The sequence below is a fragment of the Streptomyces sp. NPDC088762 genome (assembly GCF_044750905.1).
Classification (GTDB): domain Bacteria; phylum Actinomycetota; class Actinomycetes; order Streptomycetales; family Streptomycetaceae; genus Streptomyces.
Map to the genome: position 1 here is coordinate 591,925 of NZ_JBIVKT010000002.1, position 13,545 is coordinate 605,469.

General features: G+C 72.6%; 18 protein-coding genes. 4 read left to right on the plus strand and 14 right to left on the minus strand.

Features of this window, described 5'->3' with window-relative positions:
- Positions 1-198 precede the first annotated feature (198 nt).
- A complete protein-coding gene (locus ACIP5M_RS07465; protein ID WP_401193146.1) occupies positions 199-1,929 on the plus strand; it encodes a PP2C family protein-serine/threonine phosphatase in 1,731 nt (576 codons plus the stop codon).
- A 22-nt stretch (positions 1,930-1,951) separates the two neighbouring features.
- On the opposite strand, the gene ACIP5M_RS07470 is transcribed toward ACIP5M_RS07465, so the two are convergent.
- The 13 genes from ACIP5M_RS07470 to ACIP5M_RS07530 form a co-directional block, all read right to left on the minus strand.
- Positions 1,952-2,338, minus strand: coding sequence for a hypothetical protein (locus ACIP5M_RS07470; protein ID WP_401193148.1), 387 nt, complete (start codon positions 2,336-2,338; stop codon positions 1,952-1,954).
- Between the two features lie 38 nt (positions 2,339-2,376).
- Positions 2,377-2,652 (minus strand): gas vesicle protein K, encoded by a 276-nt coding sequence (locus ACIP5M_RS07475; protein ID WP_401193151.1) that lies wholly within the window; start codon positions 2,650-2,652, stop codon positions 2,377-2,379.
- Entirely contained in the window at positions 2,649-2,831 is a 183-nt protein-coding gene (locus ACIP5M_RS07480) for a gas vesicle protein (protein WP_401193153.1), read from the minus strand. Before ACIP5M_RS07480 ends, ACIP5M_RS07475 begins: the two co-directional genes overlap by 4 nt.
- On the minus strand, positions 2,828-3,661 hold the full coding sequence (locus tag ACIP5M_RS07485; RefSeq protein WP_401193156.1) for a GvpL/GvpF family gas vesicle protein: 834 nt from the start codon (positions 3,659-3,661) through the stop codon (positions 2,828-2,830). Before ACIP5M_RS07485 ends, ACIP5M_RS07480 begins: the two co-directional genes overlap by 4 nt.
- The gene (locus ACIP5M_RS07490; protein ID WP_401193158.1) at positions 3,658-3,975 is read right to left on the minus strand and encodes a gas vesicle protein; all 318 of its coding nucleotides are present in this window, start codon (positions 3,973-3,975) and stop codon (positions 3,658-3,660) included. The genes ACIP5M_RS07485 and ACIP5M_RS07490 overlap by 4 nt, the downstream gene beginning before the upstream one ends.
- Positions 3,972-5,078: an SRPBCC family protein gene (locus ACIP5M_RS07495; RefSeq protein WP_401193160.1), complete on the minus strand. Its 1,107-nt coding sequence runs from the start codon at positions 5,076-5,078 to the stop codon at positions 3,972-3,974. The genes ACIP5M_RS07490 and ACIP5M_RS07495 overlap by 4 nt, the downstream gene beginning before the upstream one ends.
- Complete coding sequence (locus ACIP5M_RS07500; protein ID WP_401193162.1) at positions 5,071-5,652, minus strand: DNA primase; 582 nt, start codon at positions 5,650-5,652, stop codon at positions 5,071-5,073. The genes ACIP5M_RS07495 and ACIP5M_RS07500 overlap by 8 nt, the downstream gene beginning before the upstream one ends.
- Complete coding sequence (locus ACIP5M_RS07505) at positions 5,649-5,885, minus strand: gas vesicle protein GvpG (RefSeq protein ID WP_401193165.1); 237 nt, start codon at positions 5,883-5,885, stop codon at positions 5,649-5,651. The genes ACIP5M_RS07500 and ACIP5M_RS07505 overlap by 4 nt, the downstream gene beginning before the upstream one ends.
- A 2-nt stretch (positions 5,886-5,887) precedes the next feature.
- Entirely contained in the window at positions 5,888-6,607 is a 720-nt protein-coding gene (locus tag ACIP5M_RS07510; RefSeq protein WP_401193167.1) for a GvpL/GvpF family gas vesicle protein, read from the minus strand.
- A complete protein-coding gene (locus tag ACIP5M_RS07515; protein WP_401193170.1) occupies positions 6,604-7,038 on the minus strand; it encodes a gas vesicle structural protein GvpA in 435 nt (144 codons plus the stop codon). Before ACIP5M_RS07515 ends, ACIP5M_RS07510 begins: the two co-directional genes overlap by 4 nt.
- A 59-nt stretch (positions 7,039-7,097) precedes the next feature.
- Positions 7,098-7,409 (minus strand): gas vesicle protein GvpO, encoded by a 312-nt coding sequence (gvpO, locus tag ACIP5M_RS07520; protein ID WP_401193173.1) that lies wholly within the window; start codon positions 7,407-7,409, stop codon positions 7,098-7,100.
- A 120-nt stretch (positions 7,410-7,529) separates the two neighbouring features.
- Positions 7,530-7,793 (minus strand): GlsB/YeaQ/YmgE family stress response membrane protein, encoded by a 264-nt coding sequence (locus tag ACIP5M_RS07525; protein ID WP_401193176.1) that lies wholly within the window; start codon positions 7,791-7,793, stop codon positions 7,530-7,532.
- Positions 7,794-7,853: 60 nt separating this feature from the next.
- A complete protein-coding gene (locus tag ACIP5M_RS07530; protein WP_401193178.1) occupies positions 7,854-8,129 on the minus strand; it encodes a WhiB family transcriptional regulator in 276 nt (91 codons plus the stop codon).
- A gap of 347 nt (positions 8,130-8,476) precedes the next feature.
- Here ACIP5M_RS07530 and ACIP5M_RS07535 point away from each other — a divergent pair, with 347 nt between their 5' ends.
- From ACIP5M_RS07535 to ACIP5M_RS07545, 3 genes are all read left to right on the plus strand, one after another.
- Positions 8,477-9,784, plus strand: coding sequence for a PIG-L family deacetylase (locus ACIP5M_RS07535; RefSeq protein WP_401193180.1), 1,308 nt, complete (start codon positions 8,477-8,479; stop codon positions 9,782-9,784).
- A 100-nt stretch (positions 9,785-9,884) separates the two neighbouring features.
- Positions 9,885-10,781: an alpha/beta fold hydrolase gene (locus ACIP5M_RS07540; RefSeq protein WP_401193183.1), complete on the plus strand. Its 897-nt coding sequence runs from the start codon at positions 9,885-9,887 to the stop codon at positions 10,779-10,781.
- A 192-nt stretch (positions 10,782-10,973) separates the two neighbouring features.
- Entirely contained in the window at positions 10,974-12,095 is a 1,122-nt protein-coding gene (locus tag ACIP5M_RS07545; protein ID WP_401193185.1) for a nucleotide disphospho-sugar-binding domain-containing protein, read from the plus strand.
- Positions 12,096-12,176: 81 nt separating this feature from the next.
- On the opposite strand, the gene ACIP5M_RS07550 is transcribed toward ACIP5M_RS07545, so the two are convergent.
- Positions 12,177-13,541, minus strand: a complete 1,365-nt coding sequence (locus tag ACIP5M_RS07550) for an FAD-binding oxidoreductase (protein WP_401193573.1) — start codon at positions 13,539-13,541, stop codon at positions 12,177-12,179.
- Between the last annotated feature and the right edge of the window lie 4 nt (positions 13,542-13,545).

Consider the following 13,545-nt stretch of genomic DNA (forward strand, 5'->3'; position numbering starts at 1 on the left):
ACAACGCGCCGACAGTCCGCGTCTGTCCGGCCCGGGGCGTTCCAAACAGCTCCCGGTGTGCACTGCGTCACATCCGACTGGCGGATTCCCGCGTGCGGCATCCGCTTCCTGCCAGCAGCATGGCTGTGTGCCCCCCACCGGACGACCCACGACATCCGCCCTGCCCGGAGGACGATCCAGCCGGAAGGCGGGCCCCTGATGAGTCCGGCCGTTCCCGGGGACCCCCAGGAACTCAAACTGCTCATCGCACGCGAGGTGGCCGCGCTGCGGGCGGCGGCGAGCCGAAGTGCCGGGGTCCGGCGGGAGGCCCCCGACACGCCCGGCCCGGTGCCCGAGGGGCAGGAGCCCCCGCCGCAGGCCTGTGCCTGCGGAGGCAGCGAAGAGCGCGGGCACTCGTGCGTCGATGCCTCCGCGGAGCACGATCCCTGGGCCTGCGTGTGCGCCACGCTGCCCGCCATCCCCGTGTCGGCCGCGCTGCTGGAGCCCGTCCGGGACGGCGACGACCGTACCGTCGACTTCATCGTCCGGGCGGGGAACCACGTGCGGTCCGCGGAGTGGCTGGACCCGCCCGACCGGCAGGTGGGCCAGCGGCTGCTGGCGGCGCGACCCGGCGCCGAGGGAGCCGGTCTGCTCGCCGCCCTCACGGGCGTCCTGCACACCGGCCGCGCCCTCAAGGCACACGCCGTCGACTACACCGAATGGCAGAGCGGCCGCCTGCACCGTACGACGCTGCTGTACGACGCCGCCTCCTGCGGCGGCCAGGTGCTCGCGACCTGGCGGCCCGCGCGGGCGCACACCGAGCTCATGTCCCTCGAGGCCCAGTACATCGCCACCATGGGCTGGGGCCACTTCGACCTGCTCGCCGGCACCACCACCTGGTCGGACGGGCTCGCAGCGATCTTCCGTACCGGGCCGGAGGGCCGGATGACCCTCACGGAACTGTGCGACGCGGTGCTCATCGAGGACGTGCCCCGGTTCGGCCGGCTGCTGAGGGCTCTCTTCGACGGCGAGGAGCCACCGGGCACCGACATCCGCTTCAGCGTGCACGGCGACGTCCGCCACCTGCACGTCGTGGGCCGGCCGGTGATCGACACCGACGGGCTGCCCTGGGCGCTGTACCTGATCGCGCGGGATCTGACCCCGCAGGTCCGCAGCAGGCAGCGGCTCGCGGCCACCCGGCGCCAGACCGAGACCCTCCGCGAGGAGGCGGCGGCCGAGCACCGGGTCGCCGCGGCGCTGCGCGAGGCGCTCCTGCCCACCCACTCCTCCGAGCTCGCGGAGCGGGGGTACATCGTGGCGGCGGCCTACCTGCCGGCCGAGCCGGACGCCGCTGTCGGCGGCGACTGGTACAAGTGCCGGCTGCTTCCGGACGGCCGCATCCTGCTCGCGGTCGGCGACGCGTGCGGGCACGGCCTGGGGGCGGTCGCACGGATGGCCCAGCAGCGGCACGCACTGGCCGGTCTCGCCCATACGCCCGGTACGGACGCCGGAGACCTCACCACCTGGCTGAACGAGCTGATCTGCGCCGACCCGACCGCCGAGACGGCCACCGCCATCATCGGGCACATCGACGAGGGACGCCGCCTGACCTGGGCCTGCGCGGGCCATCCACCGCCGCTGCTGCTCCGTGGCCGTACGGCGACGACCCTGGACACATCGCACCGCGGGCCGCTGCTGGGCCTGCTGCCGGGGGACGGGTACGCGACGGCCCGGGTCGAGCTGCGGCCGGGCGACGTCCTGCTGCTGTACACCGACGGCCTCATCGAGCGCCGGGACGAGGACATCACGGACAGCATCGCCACGCTGCGCCGCCGCCTGGAGAGCTGCTCGGGCCTCGGCGCCCAGCGCATCCTGGACTCGGTCATGGAGCTCTACCCGCGGGGGGACTTCGCGGACGACACCTGCCTCGTGGTCCTCGAGGTGCGCTGAGGTCCCCCGGCAGGGGCCGGACTCAGATACGGCCGCCGGTCAGCCGGGAGAGCGGACCGCGCCGGCGCAGCCCCGCCCGGCGGCCGAGAGCGTACGTGCCGGTGAGGACGGCCGCCGTGCCCCCGGCGGTGATGGCGGTGACCGCCTTGCGGGCCTTCACCACCGCCCACACCCCTCCGAGGTTGCCGAGGGTGCCCCGTACGGCCTGGGCGGCCGCGAGCGTCTTCTCGGCCAGAGGGGCGGGCAGGGCCGTCAGCGAGCCGGTCACCGATTCCTTCGCGTCGGCCGCGGAACCGGTCGCGGCCCGGGCGGCGCCGGTGGCGCGCCCGCGGGTGGTCGTCCCGTTGGAAGACGAACGCGAACTGCCGCCGGTGGTCTTTGCGTTGTCGGGCTTCTCTGATGCAGTCATGTAGCGCGTGTAGCCGGATCCGTGTGCGGTAATCGCGTTCACGGGAGAAGTTTGCCGAGCGGGCCGAGATCGAGGTTGAGGTCCTCCGGCTCCAGGCCGAAGCGCGTCCGCAGGAGTTCCATGCGGTCTTCGAGGAGCATGAGGGTCAGACCGAGCCGTTCCTCCTGGTCCTCCGTCAGATCGCCGACTTCGACCCGGCGCAGGGCCTGACGCTCCATGAGCTGCCGCAGCAGTTCCACGACGGTCAGCACCAGCCGGGCCAAGTCGCGTTCGACGGTATCGGGGTCGAGCTCCACTCGTCGTGGGGTGCTCACGCGCTCACCTGCTTCCAGGGGGAGGGCACGGCGTCGTTGACCGAGCTGATGAGGGCCTTGAGGTCGATGCGGACGAGGTCGATGTCGGCGATGCTCAAGGTGATGTCGCCGGCCAGGACCACCCCTCCGGCCAGCAAGCGGTCGAGGAGGTCCACGAGGGCGACCTCTTCGCCGGTCATCGCTCCTGCCCGTGCGGGTCGTCGGCGGCCGCCTGGGTGAAGGAGTAGGGGACCCACGGTCCGGTGATCTCGCGGCGCAGACCGCTCGGGAGGTCGGCGGGGCCGGGGACGGTGTCCAGGAAGGCCTGGCGCGCGTCCCGGGGAACGAGGTAGGCGGCGTTGAGGACGTTGGTGTCCGGACTCCCGGACAGCTGGGCCTGCTGCGGAGCGTGCAGCACCGACCCGGACGCCCTCGCGGCCAGTTGCCGATGGAGCTGCTCGGCTGTCGCGGCGGCCAGCCCGGCTCGTTCCTCGCGGCGGCGGCGGTCGCCGAGGCGCCGGCGCAGGTAGTCCCGCCCCGACCCCGCCCCCGTGCCGCCCTCGGGCGGACCGGCCGCCGTGCCCGGCCGGTCGGGGGCGGGAGCGGTGGTCGCCGCCGGGGCGGAGTCCGCCGAGTACAGCTTCACTCCCCACTCCTCGGCACCGGCCACCCGTGCCAAGGCGTGGGAGAGCCGCTCGCGCCCCTCGGCCAGCAGCCGCAGGACACCCTCCTCGCCCCGGCATACGGTCGCCAGTCTCAGCGGCACCGTGGTGACGGAGCCCCCGACGGCAGCGACCACCTGATGGTGGGTCCGGGCGAGATGGGTGAGCCGGTCCAGGTCCTCCAACCGTCGGGGGAGCGCGGTCTCGCCGTACTCGGCGGGATCGACCGGCTCGGCCACGGCGGCCAGCACACCGTCGTCCACCACCGTGACGCCCGAGCCCGAGAGACCACCGATCTCACGGGTGTCCGGTGTGGCGGCCCCGGATTCGACGACGGTGTACACGTAGAACAACTGCGGCCCGCTCATGCCCGCTCCTGACGTTCTTCGAGCTCCGCGACGCGCCGCCGAAGCTCTTCGTTCTCCCGGCCGAGCTCGCGCCGACGGGCTTGGGAGGAGAGGGCCGGGTCCTGCTCCCACCAGTCGATCCCCATTTCCTTGGCCCGATCCACCGAGGCCACGACGAGGCGCAGCTTGATGGTGAGCAGTTCGATGTCGAGCAGGTTGATACGGATGTCGCCTGCGATGACGACACCTTTGTCGAGGACCCGCTCGAGGATGTCGGCGAGGTTGGCGCTGGAGCCGTCGTCGTAGGGCCGCGGCAGGCCGGAGGGCATGGTCATGACCGGCGACGCCCCCCGCGGCGGCCCGCCGGTGCCTCTTCGGGTTCGGCGTCCTCGGGCTCGGCGTCCTCGGCGTCGGTCTCCTCGTCGTAGGCCTCCACCTCGTCATCCGGGTCGTAGCCCTCCTCGTCCTCCGGGTCCTCGACGTCCTCGAAGCCGTCGTCCCCGTAGGGCACGTCGTTCGGGTCGTCCGGGTCGTCGTACGCCTCGTCTTCGAATTCCACGCCCTCGTCCTCTTCGGCGAGGGCGTCCTCGTGGGAGGTGACGACCTCGCCGTCCTCGATCCGGCCCCGCCAGCCGTCGGGCTGTTCTCCCTCGAGCGCGAGGAAACGGGCGTAGTTCTTCAGGTCCAGACGGACCCGACGGACCTGGGCGCGCCACAGGTTGCCCGTCTTCTCCCACAGTCCCCGCGGGTGGTATTCGACAACGAGGAGTACCCGCGTCAGGCCGTCCGCGAGGGCGTGGAACGTGACCACCCCCCGCGTCGCGCCCTTGGCGCCCTCCGAGGTCCACGCGATGCGCTCATCGGGGACCTGCTCGGTGACGTGCGCGGTCCAGGAGCGGCTGGACCAGAAGACCTTGGCGTTCCAGTCACTGGTCGTGTCGCCGGTGGGGGAGACGCTCGTGACGCCCCGGGCGAATGCGGGGAAGTCGCGGTAGCGGGTCCACTGGTTGTAGGCGTCCCGGACATCCACCCCGACATCGACCGATTCCAGGATGACGGTGGGGTTCCTGCTGCTGCCCTTCCCGCCCTTCCCATCCTTCCCGCCCTTTTCACCCTTTTCGCCCCGGCTCCCCAGCCGGCGGCTCAGGGCGCGGCCGGCCCCGTCCTTCAGGCGCTTGGCCCCCAGCTCGACGGCAGCGCGGACGGGCCCCTTCCCCTGGGCGATCTTGCGGGCACCGTCCAGGGCGAGGGACCTCAGACCGGGGCTCGTGCCGTCGGCGATGTCGTTCAGGTGCGCGGCGGAGCGGCCGAGGCTCCTTCCCGCGCCGACCAGGAGGCGTTCCGCCTGGGCCATGAGGTACGCCTCCAGCTCCTCCTTGACCCGGTCGGCAGCGGGGCTGTCCTTGAGCCTGGTGAGCGTTGACGTCGGCTCAGCCATCGTCGCTCCCTTCGCCACGGCCGCCGCCCGTCCGCTTGGCGGCCCGGCGCCGGCTGGTTCCGCTTCCCCCGGATCCGTCGGCGGACGCGCCGGCCGACGGGGCCTTGCCGCCCGCGCGCCGGGGGGAGGCGGCCGAGGACCGGGACGCCGACTTCTTCGCGGCGGGCCGCCGCGCCGCGGCCTTCTTCGGCCGGCTCCCGGTCTGCTCCGCGCTCTCGTCGGAGCCGTCACCGTCATCACCCCTGCCGGGGGCGACCCCCGCCAGACGGTCCTGCACACTCCGGGTCCGGTTGTGCAGCCGGTCGGCGACCGCCTCCAGCTGCCGGTCCACCAGCGCGCCCGCCGCAGCGGACCCGACCCCCCGCAGGTCCTCGCGCAGCTGCTCGCGCATCTCCTTGAACTGCGGATGGTCCTTCAGCCGGCCGCCCAGGAACGAAGCCAGGGCCTCCGCGTCGGGTTTGAGTTTCCTGCCCATGACCAGGGTTCCCACGGTGAAGGCGAGCTTCGCCTTCCCGGTGCGCCCCAGCAGGTACCCCGCACCCACGGCCAGGCCGATCGTCACACGGTTGTTCATCGCGGTTGCGTCCTGCTTTCCAGTCGTGCCAGGAGCTCGTCCTCCCGGCGGTCGAACTCGGCCTCGTCCATCTCGCCGGCCTCGAACGCGGAGACCAGACGGGCGAGTTCCCTGTGGACCTGGGCCGGGTCGTAGTACTGCCGCTCGGCCTCGGCGACCACCTGCTGCAGCACCCAGGCGGTTCCCCGGATCGGGGCGGCGGGCAGCAGGAGCACCTCCTTGAGGAGACCCACGGCTATTCCGCATCCGCGAAGCTGTAGGAGGGCAGCGGCCCCGTCACCTGCATCCGGAGGTGCTCGTGCTGCTCGTGGAGGCGGCGCACCGCCTCCAGGAACTTGTCCCGCTGCTCCCGCGCCACGAGGAAGGACAGGTTCGCCAGCCAGCCCGTTCCCTCGGGGCCGTGCCTCATGGCTGCCGCGTACGGGCGCAGCGTCTCCTCGACCAGCGCGGCGTCCGTCTGCTCCTGTACGGAGACGGCCCGGGCCAGGCGTTCACCGAACGCCAGCTTCTGCTCGTGCGTCCCGCCACCGGCCGCCCGGTTGGCCTGGTGCAGGCTGCGCAGCTCCGGGTCCGCGCTGACCACGGCGAAGAGGACGGCTTCCTCCTCGTGTGACGCCTTGACGTTGAACTCGTCCTTGCCCTCCAGCTCCGCCAGCCGCTCCAGATAGCGCTCTTGCCGCTGCTCGAGGACGGAGGTGACCGTGTCGTCATCGGGGGAGACCCCGCCGAACCGCAAGGGCAGGACCGGTCCGCCCCCGCCCGCCTGGATCACCACCCGCTGATGGGCGAGCAGGTCCCGCCGCTTCGCCTTCAGCTCGGCGGGCGCGTCGCTGACCAGCGCCACCAGCTTCCCGCTGCGCACCGCACGCACGGGCAGCGGTGGCTCCCCTATCCCTTCGAGGGGCGCGGGCAGGTTCCGATCGGCGCGGGTGATGCCGTAGACGTAGGTGCTCATTCCTTCTCCTCCCGGCGGGCGGTGGTGCGCCGACTGCGGGGCCGGCTTTCCGTCTTCTCCTCCGAGGCCTCCTCGCGGGCCTGGCTGAAGGCGTCCGATATCGTCTGCGCGGCGCCGCTCAGCGCGCCCTTCGTCTTTCCGCGCGCCCCGGATTCGGTGACCTCGCCCACCAGGTCGGGCAGGCCCGGACTCTTGCGCGGTCCGGCTTCCAGGTCGAGGCGGTTGCACGCCTCGGCGAACCGAAGATAGGTGTCCACGCTCGCCACGACGACGCGCACGTCGATCTTGAGGATCTCGATGCCGACCAGCGAGACGCGCACGAAGGCGTCGATCACCAGGCCGCGGTCAAGGACCAGTTCGAGAACGTCGTAGAGGCCGCTGGAGCCGCCGCCCGAGGCGGCCGGAGCGGGCTGGGCAGGAACGACAGTCATAACTTCCGGATCCCTTTCGTCTCTTGGGGACAGGGCCGGGACATGGGGGGACCGCCACGTCAGCGGCGATCCGCACGACCCCTCTCGTAACGGCGGGTGCGCCGGTAGCCGATGAGCTCGCCCTCGGCATCGACCTCGACCTCGTAGGAGGCCAGCAAGCTCATCGTGTCCGGAACGCGGGACAGTTCGAGGACCTCGACCGACAGCTGCCAGGCACCGTCCTCGCCGCGTTCGCAGGAACTGACTCCTTCGGCCGGCTGCGACAGCAGCTCCGAGAGCTGCTCCATCGCGGCTCTGATCACCGAGGCAGCCCTTAGCGGCTGCTTCTCGCCCGCCTTCTTCTCTTCTTCTTCGTCACGTGCGTTGGCCATGACTTCCTCCTGGCGCGTATGTCCGTCCGTCCGTGCCTCAAACAGGCCGGCGCCGGAACCAACTGCCCGACGGCGGACGTATGTTGCGCGGCAGGCGGCTCCCCCCGACAGCGGCTCGCTTCATCGCAGGCCCTTGGCCCGGGAGAGCGCCGCCACACCCAGGGCGGCGAGCGCGATCTGAATCAGCCACTCCAGCCAGTCGACCCCGTCCGTGGAGCCCACGCCCATGGCGCGGGCGAGAGCAGTACCCACCAGGGCGGCAGCGATACCGACGACGATGGTCCACAGCACCCCGATCCGCTGTCTGCCCGGCAGCACGAGCCGGCCCAGGACACCGATGATCACACCGATGACCAGGGCGCTGATCAGTCCGGAAATCTCCATCTCTCCGCCTCTCTCGCTCTCTCGCTCTTGCGTACGCGCCTGCGTGCCCCGGGATTTCGGCTACACGTCGCTCCGGAGCCGCCGACGCTCCTTGGCCGTCAAGCCACCCCAAACGCCATAGGGCTCACCGGTCAGCAGCGCGTGCCGCAGGCAGACCTTCCGCACCGGGCAGGACGCGCACAGCTCCTTGGCCTGCGCGTCGCGCTGCTCACGGTCCCTGCGCGGTTCGTTCCAGGGGCCGAAGAACTGCTCGGATCCCACTTCCCGGCAGAGGGCATCGGACTGCCAGGCCCAGTGCCTGTGCGCAGGGCCCGGGAGGTGGAAAGACTTCGGCATCGCGCGCTCCTTCGGTATCGGCGTCAGGAGCGCGTCTGTTCCCAATCGTTCGAACGAAACGTGCTGCGAGGCCGCCGAACGGAGTACGCCCGCACCGCCGGACACGGACCGCCCGTCCGCCGAACGGCCGCGCCCGGGTGGCAGCCGAGCCGTTCCCGCTCGTAGCGTCGGACACATCACACACAACGGGAACGCCCGGTGCCGCATGGGCGAGTGGAGCGACGAGTCCACCGAAGGGGTCCGGCGTGAGGTCTGAGCCACTCCGCAGCAGTACGTGCGGGGGCCCGCGAGACGGCCCGGACCGCGCAGCGCGGAGGGCGCGGCGGCTGCGTTGGCGGATGCTCCCGGTGGCGCTGGGTGTCGTACTCGGGGGGATCGCTCCGTTCCTGCAGACGGGGGCCGGGCACGCCCACGGGGTGCGGCCCGCCGCGCTCCGGGGCGGCGCGGAGCCGGACACCGGGTGCCGGCCGACGCTGCTGGGCGTGGCCCACCAGGACGACGACCTGCTCTTCATGGGCCCCGAGACCCAGCGGCTGATACGCGCCGGGTGTTCCGTCGGCACGGTGTACCTGACGGCCGGCGACGCCGGGCACCCGTTCACCGGCGACTCCTACGTTCGGCGCCGGGAGCAGGGGCTGCGGGCGGCCTACGCGAGGATGGCGGGGCTCCCCGACCGCTGGCGCCGGGCCGATCTCACCGTGCGGGGGCGCAGCCTCGTGTCCGTCGTCCTCACCGGCCGGCCCGACGTACGGCTCGTCTTCCTCCGGCTGCCCGACGGGTTCCCGAAGGGCACCGGCAGCCCGCAGTACGCGCGGCAGAGCCTGCTGAAGCTGTTCCGCGGCCAGATCGGCACGATGAGGCCGGTGGACGGCACGCAGTCCTACACGGCGCAGGAGCTGACCGCGGTGCTGGCCGACCTGCTCGCGCTGCGGAAGGCGGAACGCGTCCTGACGCTCGACTACGACAGCGCCACGCTCGGGGTCGGCCCGCCGCATCCGGCAGATCACAGCGACCACGAGATCACGGGGCGGTTCTTCAGAAGGGCCGCGTTCCGCACCCCCGCCCGCCCCGCCGTCTCGCCCTACGTCGGATATGGCCTGCGGGTGCTTCCGTCGAACCTGACGGCGCGGCAGCGAAGCGACAAACGGGCCGTGTACGACGCCTACACGGCCTACGCGGGGTGCCTCACGGCGCCCTGCCCGTCCGGGCGGCCCCTTGGCTGGAACCTTCGGCAGTGGATGGCGAGGGAGCACCGCAGGGTGCACCGGCGTCCCCGCCCCGGGGAGATCATGTCGGCGATGGGCCGTACCGGTACGAAAACCGCCGTCGAGCGCTGTCTCGCGCGCGACGTCCGCCCGGCCGCCGCGGCCGGCGCGGTCACGACGGAGGACTGCGACGGCGGCCCGGCCCAGCGGTGGACCTTCGTGGGCGGCACCGTCATCGCCGCCGCGTCCGGCGCCTGCCTCACCGCCACCCCGAGGCTCGGCGTCTCGTCCTGCGACGGATCCGAAGGCCAGATCTGGTGGCACGACGCCGACGGCAGGATCGGAACGGGCGACCGGTGCCTCCACCAGGACGACCTGGCGCTGCCGGCCCCCCACCTCGGCCTGCGGGCGTGCCACCCCTACCGGCCCGAGGTGCGCTGGGAGTGGTAGGACCGGGCTTCCCGCCCCCGGCGGACCGGCCCCGGTCGGCCGGTGCGAAGATCGAATCCGCGGGGGGCCGCACGGGCCGCCGGACAGGGGAGGGCGAACGATGACCGGACGGATCGGCTGCTTCACCGACGACGCTGCGCGGACGCGTGTCCTGACCGCCTACGACCGGGCGATGGAGTACTGGCCCGAGCCGCGTGAGGAGCGGGACGTCCCGACCGGTTTCGGAAGGACCCGGGTCCACGTCCACGGTGCGGGTGACCGGATACCCGTGGTGCTCCTGCACGGGCAGAGCGCGACACCCGCCGAATGGGCCCCGCACGTCGCCCCGTTGGCCCGGCAAGGGCGCCGCGTGCTGGCCGTCGACCGAGTGGGCGAGCCCGGATACAGCACGCAGAGCCGCGAGATCGGCGACGCCGCCGATACGGCCGTCTGGCTGGAGGAGACCCTCTCCGGACTGGGCCTGGAACGCGTGCACCTGATCGGGCATTCCTACGGCGGTGCGGTCGCGCTCCGGCACGCCGTACGCTCCCCGGAGCGGGTCGCCTCCGTCGCGGTGTACGAACCGCCCCGGGCCCTGGCCCCGCTCAAGCCCGGCTTCCTGCTGGGCGCCGTCGCCGCCTTCGCGAGCGGCTCCGAGAACCTCCAGCGCCGCTGGTTCACCCGCCTCATCGGCGAGACCGGCGCGGCCCCCGAGGAGGCCGAGGTGGGGGCGCGGCTGTCACTGGAGGCGATCCGCGGGTTCAGGATCCGGCTGCCGCAGCCGCAGCGCATGACCGATGAGGAGCTGCGCTCGGTCGCCGTGCCCGCCCTCGTCGTCCTGGGTGGCGCCGACCGCGTCATGGACTCCCGCCGCGCCGAGGCCCGCGCGCGACGCCTGATGCCGGACGTGCGGACCGAGATCGTCCCCGGCGCCGCACACGGCATCCCCGTGAGCGCCTTCAACGCCCGGGTTTCCGAGTTCCTCGACGAGGTGGAACCCGTTCGCACCGGCGGATGACGCAGTTCCCCCCGGGCACCGTCGGCTCCACGAGGTACACATCGCGCCATGTCCGACAATGCCCGTACCAGAACGTCCGATTATCGACCCTCTTCGGGGAACACGGCGCGACTTCCCGCCGGTTCACCAGAGGGGACAGGGGCGAGCCCGCATGTCTCGTGCTCCACCGGCAGACCATTGCAAGGAGAAACCGTGCGCATTCTCTTCACCGGCCCGGCGGCGGCCGGCCACCTCTTCCCGATGATCCCGACGGCGCAGGCCCTGCGCGCCGCCGGCCACGAGGTGCTGTTCGCGAGCTCGCAGCCGCTGAACCAGCTCCGCCAGGCAGGTTTCCCGATCGTCGAGATCGGCGACGGCCGCACCATCCGCGAGGTGTTCGAGCAGTCCACCGGCGAGGAGGTGCGCTACGTCTCCCCCGAACTGACCCCGGACCAGATCCTCGACCGGGCGGCCCGCATCTTCGCCCTCGTCTCCCGCGCCACCGTGGAGGGCCTGCTGGAGACCGCGGACAGCTGGGGCGCCGACCTGCTGGTCTACGACTCCTTCCAGGCCTCCGCCCCGCTGGTCGCGGCCAAGCTCAAGATCCCCTCGGTGATCCAGAACTTCGGCGTCAGCTCCGGCCTCGACATGGTCACCCGGCTCGCCGCCCACTTCACGGAGGTGTACAAGAAGCACGGGGTGGCCGGCCCCGCCGCGCCCACCGCGCTGAACATCGTCCCGGCCTCGCTCGGCGGCGACCCGGGCGGCCTGCGGATGCGCTACCTCCCGTACAACGGCGGCGGCACCGTCCCCACCGCGCTGCTGCGCCGCGGCACCCGCCCGCGCGTCGCCGTCACCCTGGGCACCGTGCTCACCGAGATGGACGGCGTCCGCGCCATCATCCGCCTGATCGAGGCCGCGGCCTCGGTGGACGCCGAGTTCCTGCTCGCCGTCGGCGACGCGGACCTCACCCCGCTCGGCACCCTCCCGGACAACGTCCGCCCGCTGCCCTGGATCCCGCTCGCCGAACTGCTGACCGCCTCCGACGCCCTGATCCACCACGGCGGCTCCGGCACCCTGCTCACCGCGCTGCAGGCCGGCCTGCCCCAGCTCCTGCTCCCGCAGGGCGCCGACCACTTCACCAACGCCGACGCCCTCACGGCGACCGGCGCCGCCCTGCGCTCGGCCTCCGACGACGTCGACGCCGCGCTCCTCACCCGCCTCATCACCGACCCGGCCCTGCGCGAGGCCGCCGCCCGCCTCCGGGCGGAGAACGCCGCCCTGCCGACGCCGGCCGAAACGGTCCCGGCCCTGGAGGCCCTCGCCGCCTCCTAGGGGCGCGACGACGAACGTTGCCCCCGCTCCGGGGACCGCACGCGGCCCTTGCCGCATGCGGTCCCCGCCGGACCGGACACCTCAAGGGGCGATGTTGTGGTTGAGGCGGAACAGGTTGTCCGGGTCGTAGCGGCGCTTCAGCTCGCGCAGACGTACGTAGTTGTCCAGGTAGTTGGCGCGGACCTTGCCCTGGTCGTCGCCGTCCATGAAGTTCACGTAGCCGCCCTCGGCGGAGTACGGCTCCAGCGCCGCGTGGTAGTCGCGGACCCACTGCCTCTGTGCGTCGATGCCCTCCCGGGTCGTCATGGTGGGACTGAGCGCGGTCGAGAACCGGGCGCCGCGGTAGGAGAACGCCGTGTCCGCCGGTCCCACCCGTCCGCACGCGCCGTCGATCGGGAAGACGGTGGTGACGCTCTGGATGGACGGGGTGGTGGCCCCGAACTCGACGTGCACGTCGATCGCGCCGTCGGGCAGGTCCTCGCTGAGCGTCGCCTTCCAGTAGTGGAACAGGCCCGGCGGCACCAGCTCGTCGAAGAGCGTGTTGATCACGGGGTACGGGATCCGGCCGACGTACTGCCCCAGCACCGGGCCGAGTTCCGCGAGCATGGCCCGCACCCGGTCGTCCTGGTCCTCGGGGCCGGTCCAGCACACGATCACGCCGCACAGCGGCCGCCCGTGCCAGCGCTCGGGCAGGAACGGGACCGGTGGGCCGAGCCCCACCACCAGCAGGGCGCCGAGCTCGTCCGCCGAGTCCTCGATCAGCCGCCGGTAGCGGCGGATGACGTCGCCGTCGAGGGGGTAGAAGGTCGGGCCGCCGAGGATGTCGGCCACCGGGTGCAGCCGGTACTCGAAGGACGTGACCACTCCGAAGTTTCCGCCTCCGCCGCGCAGCCCCCACAGCAGGTCCGCTTCGCGGTCCTCGGTGCAGACGTGGAAGCTGCCGTCGGCCGTGACGACGTCGGCGGAGATCAGGTTGTCGCAGGCCAGGCCGCAGCGCCGGGCGAGGTAACCCATGCCGCCGCCGGTGGTGAGGCCGCCGATCCCCGTGGTGGAGACCACCCCGCCGGTGGTGGCCAGTCCGAAGGCGTGGGTGGCGTGGTTGAAGTCGCCCCAGGTGCATCCGCCCTGGGCACGGGCGGTGCGGGTCTGCGGGTCGACCCGGATGCCGCGCATCCGCCCGAGGTCCAGGACCACGCCGCCGTCGCAGGTGCCGTGGCCGGCCACGCTGTGGCTGCCGCCGCGCACGGCGAGCGTCAGGCCGTGCTCGCGGGCGAAGCCGACGGTTTCGATCACGTCGCCCGCGTCGGCTGCGCTGACGACGACCGCGGGGTGCTTGTCGTGCACGGCGTTGTAGACCTTGCGGGCCTGTTCGTAGCCGGGGTCCGCGGGTGTCGTGACGGCGCCGCGGACGCTCTCGCGCAGGTGCTCCACCGGCGGGGCGACCATGGCG

Excerpts from the sequence above, each read along its gene's own strand:
- ACIP5M_RS07465 (WP_401193146.1), top strand. The coding sequence starts at position 199 with ATGAGTCCGGCCGTTCCCGGGGACCCCCAGGAACTCAAACTGCTCATC.
- ACIP5M_RS07470 (WP_401193148.1), bottom strand. The coding sequence starts at position 2,338 with ATGACTGCATCAGAGAAGCCCGACAACGCAAAGACCACCGGCGGCAGT.
- ACIP5M_RS07480 (WP_401193153.1), bottom strand. The coding sequence starts at position 2,831 with ATGACCGGCGAAGAGGTCGCCCTCGTGGACCTCCTCGACCGCTTGCTG.
- ACIP5M_RS07485 (WP_401193156.1), bottom strand. The coding sequence starts at position 3,661 with ATGAGCGGGCCGCAGTTGTTCTACGTGTACACCGTCGTCGAATCCGGG.
- ACIP5M_RS07490 (WP_401193158.1), bottom strand. The coding sequence starts at position 3,975 with ATGACCATGCCCTCCGGCCTGCCGCGGCCCTACGACGACGGCTCCAGC.
- ACIP5M_RS07495 (WP_401193160.1), bottom strand. The coding sequence starts at position 5,078 with ATGGCTGAGCCGACGTCAACGCTCACCAGGCTCAAGGACAGCCCCGCT.
- ACIP5M_RS07500 (WP_401193162.1), bottom strand. The coding sequence starts at position 5,652 with ATGAACAACCGTGTGACGATCGGCCTGGCCGTGGGTGCGGGGTACCTG.
- ACIP5M_RS07510 (WP_401193167.1), bottom strand. The coding sequence starts at position 6,607 with ATGAGCACCTACGTCTACGGCATCACCCGCGCCGATCGGAACCTGCCC.
- ACIP5M_RS07515 (WP_401193170.1), bottom strand. The coding sequence starts at position 7,038 with ATGACTGTCGTTCCTGCCCAGCCCGCTCCGGCCGCCTCGGGCGGCGGC.
- gvpO (WP_401193173.1), bottom strand. The coding sequence starts at position 7,409 with ATGGCCAACGCACGTGACGAAGAAGAAGAGAAGAAGGCGGGCGAGAAG.
- ACIP5M_RS07525 (WP_401193176.1), bottom strand. The coding sequence starts at position 7,793 with ATGGAGATTTCCGGACTGATCAGCGCCCTGGTCATCGGTGTGATCATC.
- ACIP5M_RS07530 (WP_401193178.1), bottom strand. The coding sequence starts at position 8,129 with ATGCCGAAGTCTTTCCACCTCCCGGGCCCTGCGCACAGGCACTGGGCC.
- ACIP5M_RS07540 (WP_401193183.1), top strand. The coding sequence starts at position 9,885 with ATGACCGGACGGATCGGCTGCTTCACCGACGACGCTGCGCGGACGCGT.
- ACIP5M_RS07550 (WP_401193573.1), bottom strand. The coding sequence starts at position 13,541 with ATGGTCGCCCCGCCGGTGGAGCACCTGCGCGAGAGCGTCCGCGGCGCC.